The following is a 19,670-nucleotide window of genomic DNA, read 5'->3' on the forward strand; positions in this document are numbered from 1 at the left end:
CCACGGGTTCACCGCACCGCGGAGGGGAAGGCGTCCCGCGTGGTCAGCGAGGCCGCCAGCAGCCGTACCAGGTCGTTGCACCGGTACAGCGGCCTGCCCTGGGCGTCCAGCCCGGACAGCTCCATCAGGGCGCCGTCCACCAGGGCGTCCAGGGCCGACTCCGCCTCCTCCTCCGCGGTGCCCAGCACCAGCGCCGCGTACTGGGCGGAGAACGGCTCCCCGTCCCAGTCGGCGAGCCCGGTCAGCGTGGCCAGCTCCGGGCCGCCGACCCGGCGCACGCAGTGCACCAGCGCCTCGCGCACGCTCACGTCCCCGTACGCCAGCTCGGCCAGCCGGCCCTCCGGATCGGCCAGCCGGGCCGCCAGCCGGGCCACCGGCCAGTGCGGCCGCGCCGCGAGCCGGGCCCCCGTCACCGCGAGGGCCAGCGGCAGCCCGGCGCAGTACGCCACCAGGTCGTCGGCCGCGTCCGGGTCCGCCTCCAGCCGGTCCCGGCCCACCAGCGAGGCCAGCAGCTCCATCGCCTCGTCGTCGTCGACCGGGGTCAGCGCGGTGGTGTCCGCGCCCGCCACCCGGGCCAGCCGGGCCTGACCGGTGATCAGCACCGCCGCCTCCGGGCCGCCCGGCAGCAGCGGCGCCACCTGCCGGTCGCCCACCGCCCCGTCCAGCACCAGCAGCAGCCGGGCGCCCGAGGTGCGGGTCCGGTACAGCCGCACCAGCTCCTCCAGATCCTGCGCGGCGGCCGCCGCCGGGGGTTCCCCGAGGGCGCGCAGCAGCCGCACCAGCACCTCGGCGGGCTCCTTCGGGGCGCCGTCCGGGTGGCACAGCTCCACGTACAGCTGCCCGTCGGGGAAGCGCGCGGCGCAGTCCTGGGCCGCCCGCACCGCGAGCGCCGTCTTGCCCACCCCGGCCATGCCGGTGATCAGCAGCCGGCGCGGGCGGCCGTCCTCGCGGGTCAACCGCTCGCACAGCGAGGCCAGTTCGGCCCCGCGTCCGGTGAACTCCCCGTAGGGCGCGGGCAGCGTCGAGGGCGCGGCCCGTCCCGCGGGCACCGCCGCGGCCGCCGCGGCCTCCGCGGCGGACGCCGGGGGCGCGGCCGAGGCCAGGCCCAGTCCGCCGCCGAGCACCGCCTGGTAGGTGGAGCCCAGCGCCTCGCCCGGGTCCACGCCCAGCTGGTCGGCGAGGACCGCGCGCCCCTCGTAGTAGGTGTGCAGCGCGTCGGCCTGCCGACCGCAGCGGTACAGGGCCGTCATCAGCTGGGCGCGCAGCCGCTCCCGCACGGGGTGCTCGGCGACCAGTCCGGTCAGCTCGGCGGTCACCTGCTCGTGCCGCCCGACGGCCAGGTCGGCCTCGATCCGGCTCTCCAGCGCGATCATCCGCGCCTCTTCCAGCGGGGGCAGCTCCGCCTCGATCATCTGCTCGGTCGCGTTGGCCAGCGCGGTGCCCCGCCACAGGTCCAGCGCGTCGCGCAGCAGCGTCCCGGCCTCCTCGAAGCGCCGGTCGGCGAGGGCCTCGCGGCCCAGCCGGTCGAGCCGGGTGAACTCGGTCAGGTCGATCCACGCCCCGGGCGCCCGCAGCACGTAGCCGGGCTGGCGCCGGACGATCTCGATCTCCTCGCCGAGGTGCTTGCGCAGCCTCGACATGTACGTGTAGATCTGCGCGCTCGCCGTGGCCGGCGGGTCCCACCCCCACAGGAGCGCGCTGAGCCGTGCGTCGGAGACCACGCGTCCCTCGGACAGCAGCAGCGCGGCGAGCACCGTGTGCACCTTCGAACCGGAGAGCGGGATCGTAGCGCCGCCTCCCCGTTTGGCCTCGATCGGCCCGAGCAGCCGGAAGTCCATGCGGCACCCCCTTCTGGTGTGAGCGTCCGTTCTGGATTCCAGAAGCTATGCGGGGGCCTTATTGGAGGGTTATCGCTCGCCGTGCGCCTCCCGGACCGCGGTGATATCCGCAGGCCACGGGGGTGGCGCCGACTCACACGGGCAGGCCGGTGGGGTCCTTGACGCGCTTCATGATGATCTGGGAGTTGACCTCGGTGACCCCCTCGAGCGCCGTCAGCCTCTCGATCCACAGCCGCTCGTACGCGCGCAGGTCCGCGACCGCGATGCGCAGCAGGCAGCCGGGGCTGCCGAACAGCCGGTAGGCCTCCACCACGTCGGGGATGTCCTGGAGGGCGGCCTCGAAGGCCTCGACGGCGTCCCGGTCCCGGCGGACCTCCACCGACACCAGCACCTCGAAGCCCCGGCCCACCGCCTCGGGGTCGATGACCGCGCGGTAGCCCTGGATCACCCCGTCCTGCTCCAGCTGGCGCACCCGGCGCATGCAGGGGGAGGGGGTCAGGCCCACGCGCTGGGCCAGCTCCTGGTTGCTGAGCCGGCCGTCGCGCTGGAGCTCGCGCAAGATTTCACGGTCAATCGCGTCCATCGCGCAATTATCACTCAGCTTTTATTGCAGCTCGGCCCAAACGCGCAATCGCATTGCGCGTAGATGTCACTATCATTGCCCCCTCCAGAAAATCTGTACGAAGCATACGAAGGAAGGGTGGCCATGGGGCGCATCGTCGTCATCAGCACCGGCGGGACGATAGCCAGCCGGTGGATGGGCTCGGGCTTCGCCGCCGAGGCGGACGGCCGCGAGGTCATGGCCACCGCACCGCTGCCCGAGGGCGTCAGCGTCGAGGTCGTCGACCTGTTCAGCGTGAACAGCCCCCGCCTCACCACCGCCCACCAGCTGACCCTGCTGCGCACCGTCCACGAGGTCCTCGCCGACCCCGGCGTCGACGGCATCGTCGTCACCCACGGCACCGACACCCTGGAGGAGTCGGCCTTCCTGGTCGACCTGCACCACCACGACGCGCGCAGCGTCGTCTTCACCGGCTCGCAGCTCCCCATGGGCTCCGCCGACGGCGACGGCCCGGGCAACCTCTACGACGCCCTCCTCACCGCCGCGACCACGCGCGGGCTGGGCGTCCTGATCACCTTCGCCGGCCGGGTCCACGCCGCCCGCGGCACCGTGAAGACCCAGGCCGTGGCCCTGGACGCCTTCGCGGACCCCTCGAAGGAACTCCTCGGCAAGATCGGCTTCGGCAAGGTCGCCGTGCTCCGCACCCCCGAGCGCCCGGCCCCCCTCGCCCTGCCCGCCATGCCCGAGCTGCCGCCGCGCGTCGACATGGTCATGCACCACGCCGACGCCGACCCGCTGCTGCTGAACGCCGCCGTCGAGGCAGGCGCCCAGGGCGTCGTCCTCATCGGCACCGGCGCGGGCAACGCCACCCCGGAGATCGTCGAAGCCGTACGGGCCGCCGTCGCCCGCGGCGTCCTCGTCGCCCTGACCACGCGGGTCGCCGCCGGCCCGGTCACCGAGATCTACACGCACGGCGGCGCGGTCGACCTCGTCGCGGCCGGAGCCGTCCCCACCGGCACCCTGCGCGCCGGCCAGGCCCGCATCGCCGTCCTCGCGGCCCTCCTGTCCGCCCCCGACCCCGCCACCCGCACCCAGACCCTGCGCGCGGCCCTGGGCACCCCGGACCCGGTCCTGGTCGACGCGTAGGGAACGCGCGCGGGCCCGCCCCCGTACGACGGTGACGGGCCCGCCGGGAGACCGGATCAGCCTCCGAACGCGTCCAGGATCCGGTCCGCCGCCGATGTCGGCGTGACGGTGCCCGCCCGGACGGAGGCTTCCAGACCGGGGGCCAGTTCGCGCACCGCCGGGTTCGAGCGGAGGCGGTCCAGGAGCTCGTCGCGGACCATCGACCACGTCCACTCCACCTGCTGCGCCGCCCGCTTGGCCGCCAGCCTGCCGCCCGTCTCCAGGACCGTCCGGTGCTGCTCCAGGCGGTTCCAGACCTCGTCCAGGCCCGAGGACTCCCGCGCGCTGCACGTCAGCACCGGCGGGGTCCACGCCGCGTCCGCCGGGTGCATCAGGCGCAGCGCGCCCGACAGTTCCCGGGCCGCGGCCTTCGCGTCGCGCTCGTGCGGGCCGTCCGCCTTGTTCACCGCGAGGACGTCCGCCAGTTCCAGGACGCCCTTCTTGATGCCCTGGAGCTGGTCGCCCGTACGGGCCAGCGACAGGAGCAGGAAGGAGTCGACCATCCCGGCGACCGTGGTCTCCGACTGGCCGACGCCGACCGTCTCCACCAGGACCACGTCGTAGCCCGCCGCCTCCATCACGATCATCGACTCGCGCGTGGCCTTCGCGACCCCGCCCAGCGTCCCCGCCGAGGGCGAGGGCCGCACGAAGGCCGCCGGGTCGACCGCGAGGCGCTCCATCCGGGTCTTGTCACCCAGGATGGAGCCGCCCGTGCGCGTGGACGAGGGGTCCACCGCCAGGACCGCGACCCGGTGCCCCAGGCCCGTCAGCATCGAGCCGAACGCGTCGATGAAGGTGGACTTGCCCACCCCCGGCACCCCGCTGATGCCGATCCGGCGCGCCTTTCCCGCATGGGGCAGGAGCTCCGTCAGCAGCCGCTGGGCCAGGGCCCGGTGGTCCGCCCGGGTGGACTCGACCAGGGTGATGGCGCGCGCGACGTGCGCGCGCTTCCCGTCGAGCACGCCCTTCACGTACACGTCGATGTCGATCCTCGGGGGCATCCGCTCGGCCGCCTACAGCTCGTGGCCCAGGTCCGCGGCCAGCCGCGTCACCAGGTCGTGGGCGGCGTCCGGGATGACCGTGCCCGGCGGGAAGACCGCCGTCGCACCCATCTCCAGCAGCCTCGGGACGTCCGCCGGCGGGATCACACCGCCCACCACGATCATGATGTCCTCGCGCCCCTCCTCCGCCAGCTGCTCGCGCAGCGCCGGTACGAGGGTCAGGTGGCCGGCCGCCAGCGACGAGACGCCCACCACGTGGACGTCCGCCTCGACGGCCTGGCGGGCCACCTCCGCGGGGGTCTGGAACAGCGGGCCGACGTCCACGTCGAAGCCCAGGTCGGCGAAGGCCGTCGCGATGACCTTCTGGCCGCGGTCGTGGCCGTCCTGGCCCATCTTCGCGACCAGGATGCGCGGACGGCGGCCCTCCGCCTCCTCGAACCGGTCGACGAGCGCACGGGTGCGCTCCACGGACGGGGACTCGCCTGCTTCGGTGCGGTACACACCCGAGATCGTACGGATCTGGCTCGCGTGGCGCCCGTACACCTTCTCGAGTGCGTCCGAGATCTCACCGACCGTGGCCTTGGCCCGCGCCGCGTCCACCGCCAGCGCCAGCAGGTTGCCCTCCAGGCCCTGGCCCGCGCCGCGCTCCGCCGCGTTCGTCAGAGCCCGCAGCGCGTCCTGCGTGCGCGCCTCGTCGCGCTCCTCGCGCAGCCGCCGCAGCTTGGCGATCTGCTGCGCGCGCACCGAGGAGTTGTCGACCACGAGGACGTCGATCTGCTCGTCGTTCTCCACCCGGTACTTGTTGACGCCGATCACCGGCTGCCGGCCCGAGTCGATCCGCGCCTGCGTACGGGCCGCGGCCTCCTCCACGCGCAGCTTCGGGATGCCCGCGTCGATGGCCTGCGCCATGCCGCCGGCCGCCTCGACCTCCTGGATGTGCTGCCACGCCCGGCGCGCCAGGTCGTACGTCAGCTTCTCCACGTACGCGCTGCCGCCCCACGGGTCGATCGACCGGCAGGTCCCCGACTCCTGCTGGAGCAGCAGCTGGGTGTTGCGGGCGATGCGCGCCGAGAAGTCCGTCGGCAGGGCCAGCGCCTCGTCGAGGGCGTTCGTGTGCAGCGACTGGGTGTGGCCCTGGGTCGCGGCCATCGCCTCGATGCAGGTGCGCGTGACGTTGTTGAAGACGTCCTGCGCCGTCAGCGACCAGCCCGACGTCTGCGAATGGGTGCGCAGGGAGAGGGACTTGGCGTTCTTCGGGTCGAACTGCCTGACCAGCTTCGCCCACAGCAGGCGCGCCGCGCGCAGCTTCGCGACCTCCATGAAGAAGTTCATGCCGATCGCCCAGAAGAACGACAGCCGCGGCGCGAACGCGTCCACGTCCAGCCCGGCGCCCTGCCCGGCCCGCAGGTACTCCACGCCGTCGGCCAGGGTGTAGGCCAGCTCCAGGTCGGCCGTGGCCCCCGCCTCCTGGATGTGGTACCCGGAGATCGAGATGGAGTTGTAGCGCGGCATCTTCTGCGAGGTGAAGGAGAAGATGTCCGAGATGATCCGCATCGAGGGCTTCGGCGGATAGATGTAGGTGTTGCGGACCATGAACTCCTTGAGGATGTCGTTCTGGATGGTCCCGGCGAGCTTGTCGGGCGAGACGCCCTGCTCCTCCGCCGCCACGATGTACAGGGCGAGGACCGGCAGCACCGCGCCGTTCATCGTCATGGACACCGACATCCTGTCCAGCGGGATGCCGTCGAACAGCTGGCGCATGTCGTAGATCGAGTCGATCGCCACGCCGGCCATGCCGACGTCGCCCGTCACGCGCGGGTGGTCGCTGTCGTAGCCGCGGTGCGTCGGCAGGTCGAACGCCACCGACAGGCCCTTCTGCCCGGACGCCAGGTTGCGCCGGTAGAAGGCGTTGGACTCCTCGGCCGTGGAGAAACCGGCGTACTGCCGGATCGTCCAGGGCTGGTTCACGTACATCGTCGGGTACGGGCCGCGCAGGTACGGCGCCGCACCCGGGTAGGTCCGCAGGAAGTCCAGGCCCTCCAGGTCACGTCCCGTGTACAGCGGCTGTACGCCGATGCCCTCGGGCGTCTCCCACAGCAGGTCGGCAGGGGTGGTGCCGGTGGACTCCTTCACCGCGGCGCGCCACTGGTCCTCGGTGGCGCCGCGCGGGGCCGCACCGAGGGCGAGCTCGGAGAAATCGGGGATGCTGCTCACACGGCGCTCACTGGTCACGGGGCACTCCCATCCGGTCGAGTACGGAGGACAGCACGGCGACCGCGTCGCAGCCGGCGAACACGTACTCGTCCACCGCGTCGGCGCAGGTGCCGGGCTTGCCCGCGAGGAACACCGTCGTCGCGCCGGCACCGCGCAGGGCGGCGGCCACCGCCGCGGCCCGCTCCTCGTACAGCGCGTCCGAGGAGCACAGCACCGCCACACCGTCCGCGCCGCTCGCCGCGTACGCCTCGGCGGCGTTCGCCGCGTCCACCGACACCGGGTCGTGCACGGGCTCGATGCCGCCCGCCTGGAACAGGTTCGACGCGAAGGTCGCCCGCCCGGTGTGCGCGGAGGCCGGGCCCAGGGCCGCGAGGAAGATCCGCGGCCGGCTGCCGGTGGCCTCCAGGTGCGCGTCACTGCGGGCGCGCAGCGCCTCGTACGCCTCGTCGCGCCGCACCCGCGGCAGACCGCCCGAGGGCGCGGCCGGAGCCGCCTCGCGGACCAGGGGCTTCTCCGACAGCAGCGGGAACTCGCTGACCCCGGTGACCGGTTCGCGGCGGGTGGCCAGCTTCTTGGAGCGCGCCGCCCACGTGGCCGCGAGCCGCTCCGCGACCAGCCCGGATCGCAGCGCGGCGGCCAGGCCGCCGGCTCGCTCGACGGTCTGGAAGAACTCCCAGGCCGCGTGCGCCAGTTCGTCGGTGAGCTGCTCCACGTAGTACGAGCCGCCCGCCGGGTCGATCACCCGGGCCAGGTGCGACTCCTCCAGGAGGACGGTCGAGGTGTTGCGTGCGATGCGGCGCGCGAAGGCGTCCGGCAGACCCAGCTCGCTGTCGAACGGGAGCACGGTGACGGAGTCCGCGCCGCCCACACCGGCCGCCATGCAGGCCACGGTGGTCCGCAGCATGTTCACCCACGGGTCGCGGCGGGTCATCATCACCGGCGAGGTCACGGCGTGCTGCCGCTGCGCACCCGCCTCGGGGGTGCCGCAGGCCTCGGCGATCCGGGCCCACAGGCGGCGCGCGGCACGCAGCTTGGCGATGGTCAGGAACTGGTCGGCGGTCGCCGAGTAGCGGAACTCCAGCTGCCCGAAGGCGGCTTCGGTGCCGAGGCCGGCCCCGGTGAGGGCGCGCAGGTACGCGACGCCGGTGGCCAGGGACAGGCCGAGCTCCTCGGCCGCCGAGCCGCCGGCCTCGTGGTACGGCAGGGCGTCGACGGTCAGCGCGCGCACGCCCGGCCAGGACGCGGCCGCCTCGCGGGCGATCTCCACGGCGGGGGCGGTGTCCACGGCCTCGCCGGTGCGGGCCTCGTGGCCCAGCGGGTCGATGCCGAGCGCGGCGCGGGCGGCCTCGGGGGCCACCTCGCGCTCCGCGTACAGGGCGAGCAACGCGCGCGCGGCGTCGGCGTATTCGGCTCCGGCGTCCAGGGTGACCGGGGCGAGGTCGAGGTAGACGTCCTGCAGGGCGCGGCCCAGGGCCTCGGCGGGTACGCCCTGCCGGCCGACGGTCAGCCAGAGGGAGGTGGTGCCGTTCTCCAGGTCGGCGAGGGCCGCCTCGTTGACCCGTACCGGATCACTGCCCGCGATGCGCTGGCGCACGTCCCAGCCCGAGGCGCTGCCGCCTTCGGGGGTGCCGCCCCGTACGAAGGGCGCGAACCCGGGGAAGCCGGTGTCGGGGCCGTCCGCGTCGGGGCCGTCCGCTTCGGGGCGCGCCGTGTACAGCGGGCGGGTGATGAGCCCGTCCTCTAGCTTGGTGGACAGTGCTGCTTCCGCTGCCTCGCCGGTGACTTCCTTGCCCGACTTGCGCAGTACGCCCTCGACGAGGCGTTGCCACTGCTCATGTGTCGTGTCAGGAAATTCGGCGGCCAGGGAGAGCCCGTCGTCAGGCAGGACCGTCATGGCTCGAATGCTAGGGGTGGCTACTCGGCGGTTACCAGAACCACCGGATGTGATCTCCCCCTCTCAGATGAGCTGTGGGGTCGGGGGCGGGGTGGGAGTGGGGTCGGGGTGGGGTGGAGGTGGGGTGGGAGCCGGGACGGGGTCCGTGCTGGGGGCCGGGGAGCCGCCCGCCGGGTCCCGGAACAGCGGGGCCAGGAGGACGGTCGCGGCGGCCTGGGGGAGTACGGCCGGGCCGGCGTGCGGGGCCACGATCCGGGCGGGGTCGTCGCAGACGCGGGAGCGCTCCAGGGCGGCGGTGCGGATCTCGTCGAGGTAGGCGTCGTTCAGGACGCTGGAGAGCTCCGTGACGACCATGACCGCCGGGTTGAACACGTCGAGGAGCAGGGCCGCGGCCCGCCCCACGTCCCGGGCGCGCTCGCGCAGCAGCCGGTCGGCGCGCGGGTCGCCCGCGGCCGCGGCGTCGGCCAGGAGGGGGACCGACGGATCGGGGACGATGCCCCGCCGCACGGCCTCGGCGCCGAGCGCGGTGTCGGAGGCGGCCGCCTGGAGGCACCCCGTACGGCCGCACGCGCAGGCGGCGCCGGACCCGGGCACGGGGAGGTGGGCGACGTCGCCGGCGGCGGAGCCCGGGCCCTGGTGGACGGTGCCCTCGATGCCGAACGCGGCGTCGACGACGTTGCCGATGAACAGGTGGACGAGGCTGCGGCGGGCCGCCGGGTGCCCGAACAGGACCTCGGCGGCCGCGACGGCCCGGGCGTGGTTGTCGACCCGGACGGGGAGCCGGAGGGCGGCGCCGAGTTCGTCCGCGAGGGGGCGGTCGTGCCAGTCGAGCGCGGGGTGGCGCACGACGGTCCCGGTGTCGGGGCGGACCCAGCCGCCGAGGGCCGCGCCGAGGCCGAGCAGGGGGCGGCCGGTGTCGGAGTCGCGGAGGAAGTCGCGGAGCGCGCAGGCGATGAGGGCGGGGTCGTTCCGCCCGGCGTGGTGGGGGAGGGAGCGGCGGGCCAGGGTCCGGCCGCGCAGGTCGACGAGGCTGAAGGTGGAGGAGGGCACCCCGATGTGCAGCCCGGCGGCGACGGGCCCGCCGACGGCCCCGGTGTGCAGGTCGAGCGGCACCCGCGGCCGACCGGACCCGGCGTGCGCCGGGGGCCCGGGCAGCTCGCGCAGCAGCCCGGCCCGCAGCAGCCCGGTCGCCTGCCGCGACACCGCGGCGGGACTCAGCCCGCACAGGGCGGAGATCCCGCTCCGCGCGACGGGTCCGTGGTCCAGCACGGTCCGCAGCACGGCGGCGGCATTGGCGGCCCCCCGGCCGTCGCCCGGCATTCTCGTCATGCGTCGATGATGCCGGGCGGGGCGGGAGGTTCGTGGCGCGGGGCAGGTGCGGCGCGCGAGCCTCCTCCCCCTCGCCCCGGGGGGTACGAGGCACCCTGCCGCGGCGAGGTGACCTCCGGGGGACGACCCCGGGACGGCGTCCGCCCCCGCGGGCGCGGGGTGCGGACCTCGCCCGGCACCGCGGCGGGGGCGCGCCCCACGGCCCGGAGCGCGGGCGCGCGTCGGTTGCGGGGCGGGCTCCGGGTCGACGGCAGCCCCTGACCGCCCCGGCGGGCTACCGCCTCCCCCCCCGCCCCCTGCGGAGCGACATGGCGGGGGCGTTGCGGCCCCGTGAAATCCGGCCACGGCTTTTCGGCCGTTGCGGGTTGCGAAGGTGCAGGTCAGGGGCCTGGGGCGGGGCCGCGGAGGGGGAGTGGGCGGGGGTTGACCCCGGGCGGGGGCGCTGACAGGCTCCGAGTCATGACCGCGAACGCGTACCCCGCCCCGCGGCTCCACACCTCCGGACCCTGTAGCGCGCCCGGCCGGTGTCCGGGCCGCTGTCCGGCCCTTCTCGGGGCCTGAGCCCCCGACCCGCCGGCCCCCGGCCGCCCCGCACCCCCGCCGCGTGATCGCCGCGGGGTCCGGGGCGCAGCCCCCGGCCGCTCCCGCACCACCGCTCCGCCGTGCCCCGGCGTACCGCCGGGTGCCGGGTTACTGCTGCGTCCATTTCTTCCGCTGCGGAAATAAACACCGAGGAGTCCTCATGGCCACCGCCACCGCCACCACCGTCACGAAGATCGGCGGCCGCATCGGCGCCGAGATCGGCGGCGTCCGCCTGGGCGGCGAGCTCGCCGCCGAGACCGTCGCCGAGGTCCGGGCCGCCCTGCTCGCCCACAAGGTCGTCTTCTTCCGCGACCAGGACCACCTGGACGAGGCCTCCCACGAGGCCTTCGCCCGGCTGCTCGGGACGCCCGTCGCGCACCCCACCGTGCCCTCCGCGGACGGGCGTTACGCCCTCGGCATCGACTCCCACCACGGCGCCCGCGCCAATCAGTGGCACACCGACGTGACCTTCGTCCCCGCCTACCCCGCCTTCTCGATCCTGCGGGCCGTCACCATCCCCCCGTACGGCGGCGACACGCTCTGGGCCAACACCGCCACCGCCTACTCCCACCTGCCCGAGCCGCTGCGGGCGCTCGCCGACGGGCTGCGGGCCGTGCACTCCAACGAGTACGACTACGCCGCCCTGAAGCCGGACGCCCTCCCCGAGGCCCTCGCCCAGTACCGGGAGGTGTTCACCTCCACCTCCTTCCTCACCGAGCACCCGCTGGTCCGCGTCCACCCCGAGACCGGTGAGCGGACCCTGCTCCTCGGCAACTTCGTGCAGCGGATCCAGGGCCTGACCGGCCGGGACTCGCGGGCCCTGGTGGACCTCTTCCAGGCGCACGTCGAGAGCCCCGAGAACACCGTGCGGTGGCAGTGGCGCACCGGTGACGTCGCGATCTGGGACAACCGCGCCACCCAGCACTACGGCGTCGACGACTCCGACGACCACGAGCGCACCCTGCGCCGGGTCACCGTCGACGGCGACGTCCCGGTCGGGCCCGACGGGGTGCCCTCCCGCCTGATCAGCCCCGAGGCCGTACCCGAGCCGTCCTTCGGCATCGCGTCCGGAGCCTCGACCTCCGCCTGACCCCCCCCCGCGCCCGAGAACGGAGCACGCCGTGCCGTCCAAGTTGCTCGCCCTCACCGGCAGCCCCTCCGCCCACTCCCGCACCGAGGTCGTCGCCGACCACGTGCTGCGGCGCCTGGCCCACGCCGGGTTCGAGACCGCGCACCTGTCCGTACGCACCCTCCCCGCCGCCGACCTGCTGGCCGCCCGGCGCGGTGAGCCGGAGATCCGCAGCGCCCTGGAGGCCGTCGCCGCAGCCGACGGCCTGGTCATCGCGACCCCGGTCTACAAGGCCTCGTACACCGGCCTCCTCAAGGCCTTCCTCGACCTGCTCCCGCAGGACGGCCTGGCCGGGAAGACCGTCCTGCCGCTGGCCACCGGCGGCAGCCTCGCCCACGTCCTGACGATCGACTACGCCCTGCGCCCGGTGCTCGCCGCCCTCGGCGCCCGGCACGTCACCGCCGGCCGGTTCGTCCTGGACTCCTCGGTCGAGCGCGGGGCCGGCCCCGACCGGCTGCGCCCCGAGGCCGAGCTGGACCTCTTCCAGGCCGTCGACGAGTTCGCCGACGCCTTCCCCGCCCTGACCACCGTCCCGTAACGTCCCGCACCCCAAGGAACCGTCATGTCCGCAGCATCCACCACCGCCACCCGTTCCCGGCGCCAGTTCCTGACCCTGCTCGGCATCTCGGCGGCCGCGGTGAGCTGCGGCACGGCCACCGCCACCGGAGGCGGCTCCGGCCGCCCCGGCGGCCAGGTCACCACGCTGAAGTACCAGGGCAGCGTGGGCGCCGTCACCCTTCCCGAGCTGGCCGCCGACCTCGGCTACCTCGGGAACCTCAAGCTGGAGTGGGTCGGCAACACCATCAGCGGCCCGCAGGACATCCAGTCCGCCGCCACCGGCCAGATCCACTTCGGCGGCGCCTTCAACGGCGCCATCGTCAAACTCGCCTCCAGCAAGGCCCCGATCACCTCCGTCATCTCCTACTACGGCGTCGACCAGGACGCGTACAGCGGCTACTACGTCCTGGAGGACAGCCCGATCCGCTCGGCCCGCGACCTGCTCGGCAAGAAGGTCGGCATGAACACCCTGGGCGCGCACTCCCAGGCCCTCCTGGACATCTACCTGAGCCGCAACGGGATATCGAAGGCGGAATCGGCCAAGGTCGAGGCGCTCGTCGTGCCGCCCGTCAACACCGAGCAGGTGCTGCGGCAGAAGCAGATCGAGGTCGGCGTGCTGGGCGGCGTCCTGCGCGACAAGGCCCTCGCGGCCGGCGGCATCAGGCCGCTGTTCAGCGACTACGACCTGCTCGGCAAGTTCAGCGCCGGCTCCTACGTGATGACGAAGCAGTTCGTGAAGCAGAACCCGGACACCGTCCGCACCTTCGTCACCGGGATCGGCAAGGCCATCGAATGGTCGCGCACCACCCCGCGCCAGGAGGTCATCGCCCGCCAGACCGAGATCGTCAAGAAGCGCGGCCGCAACGAGGACACGGCCACCCTCCAGTACTGGCGCTCCTACGGGGTCGCCGGGCAGTACGGGCGGATCGAGGACAAGGAGTTCCAGCTCTGGCTGGACTGGCTCGGCGAGCGGGGCGAGATCAAGCCCGGCCAGCTCAAGGCCGCCGACCTGTACACCAACGAGTTCAACGGCCAGGGGAAGGGCTGAACCGCCATGGCCAAGATCGTGTTCGAGTCCGTGACCAAGACCTTCCCGGTCAAGGGGGGCGGAAAGGGCGCCGAGTTCACCGCGCTCGACGGGATCGACCTGGAGATCGCGGCGGGGGAGTTCCTGGTCGTCGTCGGCCCCAGCGGCTGCGGGAAGTCCACCCTCCTGGACCTCCTCGGCGGCCTCACCCGGCCCACCTCCGGCCGCATCCTGCTCGACGGCGAGCCCGTCACCGGGCCGGGGCTGGACCGGGGCATCGTCTTCCAGCAGTACGCGCTCCTGCCCTGGCGCACCGCGCTCGGCAACGTCGAGTTCGGCCTGGAGGCCACCGGCGTCCCGCGCAGACAACGGGCGGCGAAGGCCCGGGAGTTCCTCGACCTGGTGGGACTGCGCGGATTCGAGGACCGGCATCCGCACGAGCTGTCCGGCGGGATGCGCCAGCGGGTCGCCATCGCCCGCTCGCTGGCGTACGACCCGGACGTGCTGCTGATGGACGAGCCCTTCGCAGCGCTGGACGCGCAGACCCGCGAGTCCCTCCAGGACGAACTGCGGCGCATCTGGCAGCGGACCGGCAAGACCGTCGTCTTCATCACGCACGGCATCGAGGAGGCCGTGTACCTCGGGCAGCGGGTGGCCGTCATCACCTCCCGGCCCGGCCGGGTCAAGGAGGTCGTCCCGGTCTCGCTCGGCGACCGGCTCACCGGGTCCACCGGCGAGGACCTGCGCTCCAGCCCGGAGTTCGCCCGCTACCGCCACGAGATCTGGAGCCTGCTCCACGACGAGGTGGCCCGCGCCCAGCAACTGGAGAAGGAAGAGGCCGCCGCATGAGCACCGACACACCCGTCACCGCCACCGCCACCGCCAGCGCCACCCGCGCCGGGACCGGCACGCTCGTCCCCGCCGCCCCGGCCCCCGCCGCCCCGGACGCCCTACGGGACGGGGCGCGGCCGGCGGCCCCCGCCGCCCCCGCCCCCGCCGCGCCCGCCGCTCCCCGGCCGGCCCGGTCGGTGCCCGTACTGCGCTGGCTGCGGGCCTCGCTGCTGCGGTCGGCGGCGATCCTCGCCCTGCTCGCGCTGTGGGAGGCCGCACCCCGGCTCGGCCTGGTCGACGCCACCTTCCTGCCCCCGGTCAGCGAGGTGGCCCGGGCCTGGTGGGAGCTGCTCGGCGACGGCCAGCTCGGCGAGCACACGTGGGCCAGTCTCACCCGGTCCTTCGGCGGCTTCGCCATCGCCGTCGCGGTGGCGGTCCCGCTCGGTCTCCTGATCGGGTGGTACCGGCCCGTCGCGGCCTTCCTCGGCCCGCTGCTGGAGCTGTTCCGCAACACGGCGGCCCTCGCGCTGCTCCCCGTCTTCGTCCTGCTCCTCGGCATCGGGGAGACCTCGAAGGTGTCGATCGTCGTCTACGCCTGCGTCTGGCCGATCCTCCTGAACACCATCAGTGCCGTCGGCAACGCGGACCCCACCCTGGTCCGGCTGGCCCGGTCGATGAACCTGTCGACGCCCAGGCTCTTCCAGAAGGTGATCCTCCCGGCCTCCGTCCCGGCCGTCTTCACCGGCATCCGGCTGGCCGGAGCGGTGTCGATCCTGGTGCTGGTGGCCGCCGAGATGATCGGCGCCAAGGCGGGGCTCGGCTACCTGATCAACGCCTCGCAGTTCAACTTCGCCATCCCGCAGATGTACGCGGGGATCGTCACGATCTCGGCCATCGGCGTGGCCTTCAACCAGGTCCTGGTGGCGGTCGAACGCCGCCTCAGCCTCTGGCGCGTCCCCGCCTGACCACCGGGCCCGCGCCCGCCCTCCCGCCCGCCCGACCCAGGGAACAGACATGCCCGCACCCCGCACCCTCCACCTCAACGCCTTCCTGATGAACGCAGGCCACCACGACGCCGCCTGGCGGCACCCGGCCAGCACCCCCGAGCGCATCACCGACGTGCGCTACTTCCAGGAGCTGGCCGGCACCGCCGAACGCGGACGACTGGACTCGATCTTCTTCGCGGACGGCGTGGCCCTGTGGGGCAAGGCCCGCTACAACGCCCTCGGCGGCTTCGAGCCGATCACCCTGCTCTCCGCCATCGCCGCCGTCACCGAGCACATCGGCCTGATCGCCACCGTCTCCACCACCTTCAACGAGCCCTACAACCTCGCCCGCAAGTTCGCCTCCCTCGACCACATCAGCGGCGGCCGGGCCGGCTGGAACATCGTCACCTCCGGCACCCTCGACGAGGCCCGCAACTTCAACCGGGAGGAGCACCTGGAGCACGGGCTGCGCTACGACCGGGCCCGCGAGTTCCTCGACGTCGCCACCAAGCTCTGGGACAGCTGGGAGGACGACGCGATCGTCCTCGACAAGGAGCGCGGCATCTACGCCGACACCGACAAGCTCCACCCGGCCGCGCACAAGGGCGAGTACTTCGGCGTCGCGGGCCCGCTCAACGTGCCGCGCTCCCCGCAGGGCCACCCGCTGCTCGTGCAGGCCGGCTCGTCCGAGTCCGGCAAGGAGTTCGCGGCCCAGTACGCGGAGGCCGTCTTCACCGCGCAGCAGACCCTCGCCGACGGCCAGACCTTCTACAAGGACCTCAAGTCCCGCCTCGCCCGCTACGGCCGCACCGAGGACGAGCTGCTCGTCCTGCCCGGCATCGCCCCCGTCATCGGCGCCACCGAGGCCGAGGCGAAGGCACTGGAACGGGAGCTCACCGAGCTCCAGGTCCCCGAGTACGGGCTCGCCCAGCTGTCGGGGATGCTGGGCACCGACCTCACCGGCGCCGACCTCGACGGCCCGCTGCCCGAGCTCCCCGAGGAGCGGGAGATCAACGGCAACAAGAGCCGCTTCACGCTCGTCGCCGAGATCGCCCGCCGCGACGGGCTCACCCTGCGCCAGCTGATCGCGCGCCTCGGCGCCGGGCGCGGCCACCGGGTCTTCGCGGGCACCGCCGAGCAGATCGCCGACCAGCTGGAGGAGTGGTTCACCCAGGGCGCGGCCGACGGCTTCAACATCATGGCGCCCGTGCTGCCCACCGGCCTCACCGACTTCGTCGACCAGGTCGTGCCGGTCCTCCAGGAGCGGGGGCTGTTCCGCACCGAGTACGAGGGGCGCACCCTGCGCGAGAACTACGGCCTGGCGCGCCCCGCCAACCGCCACACCCGGTAGGGGGGCGAGGGGGGAGGGGAACGGTACGGGCCCCCGGAGCGCGTGCTCCGGGGGCCCGTTCGCGTTCCGGGTCCGGACGGCTCCCGGGGCCGACCGCACGCGGCCCCCGGCTGCGCCCGGCCGGCGCTCAGACCGTCAGGACGATCTTGCCCCGGGTGCGGCCCGCGGCGCTGAGCTCCCAGGCCTTCGCGGCCTCGGCGAGCGGCAGCGCGTGTTCGACGTTGACCGTGAGGCGGCCCGAGTCGGCGAGTTCCGCCAGGAACGTCAGGTCGGCGGTGTCCGGGCGCACCCACGGCTGGTGCGCGCCCTTGGCGGCGGCTTCGTAGTCGGCGATGGAGACCACCCGGCCGCGCTCCTTGACGAGCGACTGGAGGACCTCCACGGCTCCTGCGCCGAAGAAGTCCAGCCCGGCGTCGATGCCTTCGGGGGCGAGCTCGCGGATCCGGTCCGCGAGGCCGTCCCCGTACAGGACGGGCTCGGCGCCGAGGGAGCGCAGGTAGTCGTGGTTGTGCGCGCCGGCCGTGCCGATGACGCGCAGACCGAGCGCGACGGCGATCTGCACGCCGAGGGAGCCGGTGCCGCCCGCGGCGGAGTGGATGACGACGGTCTCGCCGGCCTTGACGTCCACGCGGGTGAGGGACTGGTACGCGGTGAGGCCGGCCAGCGGGACGCCCGCGGCCTGCTCGAAGGTCAGGGCGCGCGGCTTGCGGGCCAGCGTCCGCACGGGGGCCGCGACGAGCTCGGCGTAGGTGCCGAGTTCGACCCACTCCTTGCGGACGTACCCGTAGACCTCGTCGCCGACGGCGAAGTCGAAGGTGTCGGGGCCGACGGCTTCGACGACTCCGGCCACGTCCCAGCCGGGTATGACGGGGTAGCGCACTTCGAGGATCGCATCGAGGTATCCGGCGGCGAGCTTCCAGTCCACCGGGTTGACCCCGGCGGCCTTGACCCGGATCAGGACCTCCCCGGGGCCGACCTTGGGCTCGGGTGCCTCAACGAGCTCCAGCCGGGCGGGAGTTCCGTAACTGCTGTAGGTGATTGCCTTCATGTACGCCACAACGGAGCAGGTCAAGGCGGGAATTCCGGGTCGACACCCCGGTTCGAGCGATCCTCAAGCGGGGAGGGAGTTGCGGTGCGAGCGCCGCCGGGCCGCGCTGAGCAGGGCCTGGATCTGGGTGCCCGCCTGGTCGACGTCGTCGAGGACGGAGGGGAAGGGCAGGCGCACGTCGCGGTGGCCGGCGCGCTCCTCCAGGCGCAGGGTGATCCCGTACCGGTCCAGGGCGAGCGGCAGCGCGCGCAGGACGGCGGCCGAGGGCAGCGGCCGGACCAGCCGCAGGAGCAGGGTCACCAGTTCGGGGTGCTCGTCGAGGAGGTGGGTGAGCATGCCGGCCTCGTAGGTGGCCAGCGGGTCGGGCCAGGCCCCGTCCAGCTCCTCCAGCCCGATGTACGAGGTTCCCCGCGCGGTCTCCAGGACCGCCCGGCCGTACTCCACGCAGGTGGTGGTCCCGGGGGCGGAGGACCCGTCGGCCCAGGGGGTCAGCAGGTGGCCCAGGACGGTGACGCGGGCGCGCACCCGGTCGCGTACGGGTGTCGGGGCGATGTCGGTGAACTCCAGCCGGATGGCGGGCGGTCCGTCGTGCGGGAGCGGGAGCGGGGCCGGCTGCCCGGCCCGGGGCGCGGCGGGGTGCAGGTGCAGCCGGCCGAGCACGTCCCCGCCGTCCAGGTCGCGGACCTCGTGGCGCACGCCGTCGATGACGACGGTCATCGAGTGGGCGGCGGCCAGGACGGAGCGGACCCGTTCGGCCTCGGTGGGCCGGGCGGGGGGCGTGGCGGCGGGGGCACCGGGCAGGCGCATGCGGATCTCTCCCTCGTTCGAGGTTGACTTAGGTATGCCTAACCTAACCCATCTGTGGGTCGGGGAGTACCCCGCGCGCCAGCCGCCCGAGCGTCTCGGCGATCCGCGCGGGCGCGAAGCCCAGGGTGTGCCGCTGGAACTGGTAGACCTCCGGGGAGAGCGGGCTGAGCAGGGCGTCCACACTGACGTCGGGGTCGTCGGCGTCCGCCTCCACGAGCAGGGCCCGGACGTGCGCCCGCCACTGCCGGTACGTGCCGCCCGCGAACCGGGCCGGGCCCGGGCCGATGCCCAGCGCCAGCGGCAGGTGCCGCTCCAGGTGCTCCAGGGCCGCCGCGTAGAAGGCGGCCAGCCGCTGCGCCGGCGGGGCGCCCGGCCCCAGCGGCGGCGGCCCGAACGCGAGGCGCCCGTGCAGGGTCCGCTCGTGCTCGTCCAGCAGTGCCGCGGCCACGGAGGCCGGATCGGGGAACCGGCGGTAGAGCGTCGCCCGCCCGACGCCGGCCGCCTTGGCTATGTGGTCCATCGTCACGCCGCGCGGATCCCGCTCGGTGAACAACTGCTCCGCGGCGGCCAGGATCTGCGCGCGGTTGCGGATCGCGTCCTCGCGGCGCGGTGGCCGCACGGCCGGCCCGGCCCTCCCCGTGGCACCCGACCGGGCGGGGCCGGAGCCCGCGGTGTCGCTCAACGTGCGGACCTCGTCGCCATTGGTCATGGCGGCGACCCTACGTCCTTCGTGTCGGTGTTGGGCTGAACGGGTGAAACGCGAGAGGATGGGTGGATGCACATGAAGCGCACGGCCGAGGCGGCCCGGTGAGCAGGTACGACGTCACCGACGAGCAGTGGGAGGGACTCGCGCAGGTGGTACCCCTGCGCAGTCGCAACGAATGGCCCTCCCGGGTGGACCACCGCACCATCCCCAAGGCCCCCGGGGCGGCCGCGGCGGAACAGCGGCGCTTCGTGGTGATCCGGGTTCAGATCTTCGCCGACGCGCGGGAGGTGGCCGAGTACCTGATCGCACAGATCCCCGTACTGCTGGACCTCACCGGCGCCGACAGCGAAGTGGCCAAGCGGATCCTCGACTTCAGCAGTGGTGTGGTCTTCGGCCTGGGCAGCGGCATGCACCGGGTCGACCGCAACGTCTTCCTGCTGGCCCCGGTCGGGACCGAGGTGGAGGGGATCGCGGCCGCGGCCGTCCCCCGATCGTAGGAAGGTCGCGGCGGCTAAACGGTTCGGCGGGCACCCCGGCACCCGCGCGGACCGTACCGTCCGGCCATGGACGCCACCCTGGACGCGGCGGGACCCGGCCGCCCCGCCGCCACCCCGACCGTCAC

General features: G+C 74.0%; 17 protein-coding genes. 8 read left to right on the forward strand and 9 right to left on the reverse strand.

Features of this window, described 5'->3' with window-relative positions; all coding sequences use genetic code 11:
• Nucleotides 1–8: 8 nt before the first annotated feature.
• Both D1J60_RS27210 and D1J60_RS27215 read right to left on the reverse strand, forming a co-directional pair.
• Nucleotides 9–1,838 (reverse strand): AfsR/SARP family transcriptional regulator, encoded by a 1,830-nt coding sequence (locus D1J60_RS27210; protein ID WP_125822854.1) that lies wholly within the window; start codon nt 1,836–1,838, stop codon nt 9–11.
• Nucleotides 1,839–1,971: 133 nt separating this feature from the next.
• Nucleotides 1,972–2,421 carry an Lrp/AsnC family transcriptional regulator gene (locus tag D1J60_RS27215; RefSeq protein WP_042802011.1) on the reverse strand — a complete coding sequence of 150 codons (450 nt, stop codon included), beginning with the start codon at nt 2,419–2,421 and terminating at the stop codon, nt 1,972–1,974.
• Nucleotides 2,422–2,544: 123 nt separating this feature from the next.
• On the opposite strand from D1J60_RS27215, the gene D1J60_RS27220 reads away from it, so the two are divergent.
• Nucleotides 2,545–3,546, forward strand: coding sequence for an asparaginase (locus D1J60_RS27220; RefSeq protein WP_125822855.1), 1,002 nt, complete (start codon nt 2,545–2,547; stop codon nt 3,544–3,546).
• Nucleotides 3,547–3,602: 56 nt separating this feature from the next.
• Here D1J60_RS27220 and meaB read toward each other — a convergent pair whose 3' ends face one another.
• The 4 genes from meaB to D1J60_RS27240 form a co-directional block, all read right to left on the reverse strand.
• A complete protein-coding gene (gene meaB, locus D1J60_RS27225; protein ID WP_125822856.1) occupies nt 3,603–4,586 on the reverse strand; it encodes a methylmalonyl Co-A mutase-associated GTPase MeaB in 984 nt (327 codons plus the stop codon).
• Between the two features lie 12 nt (nt 4,587–4,598).
• Complete coding sequence (gene scpA, locus D1J60_RS27230) at nt 4,599–6,791, reverse strand: methylmalonyl-CoA mutase (protein WP_125599768.1); 2,193 nt, start codon at nt 6,789–6,791, stop codon at nt 4,599–4,601.
• A gap of 16 nt (nt 6,792–6,807) precedes the next feature.
• Nucleotides 6,808–8,694: a methylmalonyl-CoA mutase small subunit gene (gene mutA, locus D1J60_RS27235; RefSeq protein ID WP_125822857.1), complete on the reverse strand. Its 1,887-nt coding sequence runs from the start codon at nt 8,692–8,694 to the stop codon at nt 6,808–6,810.
• Nucleotides 8,695–8,757: 63 nt separating this feature from the next.
• The gene (locus tag D1J60_RS27240) at nt 8,758–10,023 is read right to left on the reverse strand and encodes an ROK family protein (RefSeq protein ID WP_125822858.1); all 1,266 of its coding nucleotides are present in this window, start codon (nt 10,021–10,023) and stop codon (nt 8,758–8,760) included.
• 742 nt (nt 10,024–10,765) lie between these two features.
• On the opposite strand from D1J60_RS27240, the gene D1J60_RS27245 reads away from it, so the two are divergent.
• The 6 genes from D1J60_RS27245 to D1J60_RS27270 are packed head-to-tail and all read left to right on the forward strand — an operon-like array spanning nt 10,766 to nt 16,487.
• A complete protein-coding gene (locus tag D1J60_RS27245; RefSeq protein WP_125605015.1) occupies nt 10,766–11,695 on the forward strand; it encodes a TauD/TfdA family dioxygenase in 930 nt (309 codons plus the stop codon).
• Between the two features lie 31 nt (nt 11,696–11,726).
• A complete protein-coding gene (gene ssuE, locus D1J60_RS27250; RefSeq protein ID WP_125605017.1) occupies nt 11,727–12,272 on the forward strand; it encodes an NADPH-dependent FMN reductase in 546 nt (181 codons plus the stop codon).
• A gap of 24 nt (nt 12,273–12,296) precedes the next feature.
• Nucleotides 12,297–13,340 carry an ABC transporter substrate-binding protein gene (locus D1J60_RS27255; protein WP_125605019.1) on the forward strand — a complete coding sequence of 348 codons (1,044 nt, stop codon included), beginning with the start codon at nt 12,297–12,299 and terminating at the stop codon, nt 13,338–13,340.
• A 6-nt stretch (nt 13,341–13,346) separates the two neighbouring features.
• Nucleotides 13,347–14,168, forward strand: coding sequence for an ABC transporter ATP-binding protein (locus D1J60_RS27260; protein WP_125605021.1), 822 nt, complete (start codon nt 13,347–13,349; stop codon nt 14,166–14,168).
• Nucleotides 14,165–15,115 (forward strand): ABC transporter permease, encoded by a 951-nt coding sequence (locus tag D1J60_RS27265; protein WP_125822859.1) that lies wholly within the window; start codon nt 14,165–14,167, stop codon nt 15,113–15,115. Before D1J60_RS27260 ends, D1J60_RS27265 begins: the two co-directional genes overlap by 4 nt.
• A 49-nt stretch (nt 15,116–15,164) precedes the next feature.
• Nucleotides 15,165–16,487, forward strand: coding sequence for an LLM class flavin-dependent oxidoreductase (locus tag D1J60_RS27270; RefSeq protein ID WP_125822860.1), 1,323 nt, complete (start codon nt 15,165–15,167; stop codon nt 16,485–16,487).
• A gap of 127 nt (nt 16,488–16,614) precedes the next feature.
• On the opposite strand, the gene D1J60_RS27275 is transcribed toward D1J60_RS27270, so the two are convergent.
• The 3 genes from D1J60_RS27275 to D1J60_RS27285 all read right to left on the reverse strand — a co-directional run bounded on the left by D1J60_RS27275 (nt 16,615) and on the right by D1J60_RS27285 (nt 19,051).
• Nucleotides 16,615–17,535, reverse strand: coding sequence for an NADP-dependent oxidoreductase (locus tag D1J60_RS27275; RefSeq protein ID WP_125822861.1), 921 nt, complete (start codon nt 17,533–17,535; stop codon nt 16,615–16,617).
• Between the two features lie 63 nt (nt 17,536–17,598).
• Entirely contained in the window at nt 17,599–18,342 is a 744-nt protein-coding gene (locus D1J60_RS27280) for a DUF2470 domain-containing protein (RefSeq protein WP_125822862.1), read from the reverse strand.
• A 43-nt stretch (nt 18,343–18,385) separates the two neighbouring features.
• Nucleotides 18,386–19,051 carry a TetR/AcrR family transcriptional regulator gene (locus D1J60_RS27285; protein ID WP_241253408.1) on the reverse strand — a complete coding sequence of 222 codons (666 nt, stop codon included), beginning with the start codon at nt 19,049–19,051 and terminating at the stop codon, nt 18,386–18,388.
• Nucleotides 19,052–19,149: 98 nt separating this feature from the next.
• Between D1J60_RS27285 and D1J60_RS27290 the strand changes: the two genes are divergently transcribed.
• The gene (locus D1J60_RS27290; protein ID WP_125606022.1) at nt 19,150–19,545 is read left to right on the forward strand and encodes a cell division protein SepF; all 396 of its coding nucleotides are present in this window, start codon (nt 19,150–19,152) and stop codon (nt 19,543–19,545) included.
• Nucleotides 19,546–19,670: the final 125 nt, after the last annotated feature.

This window comes from Streptomyces sp. W1SF4 (genome assembly GCF_003950035.1).
In the GTDB taxonomy this organism is placed as follows: Bacteria; Actinomycetota; Actinomycetes; order Streptomycetales; family Streptomycetaceae; genus Streptomyces; species Streptomyces racemochromogenes.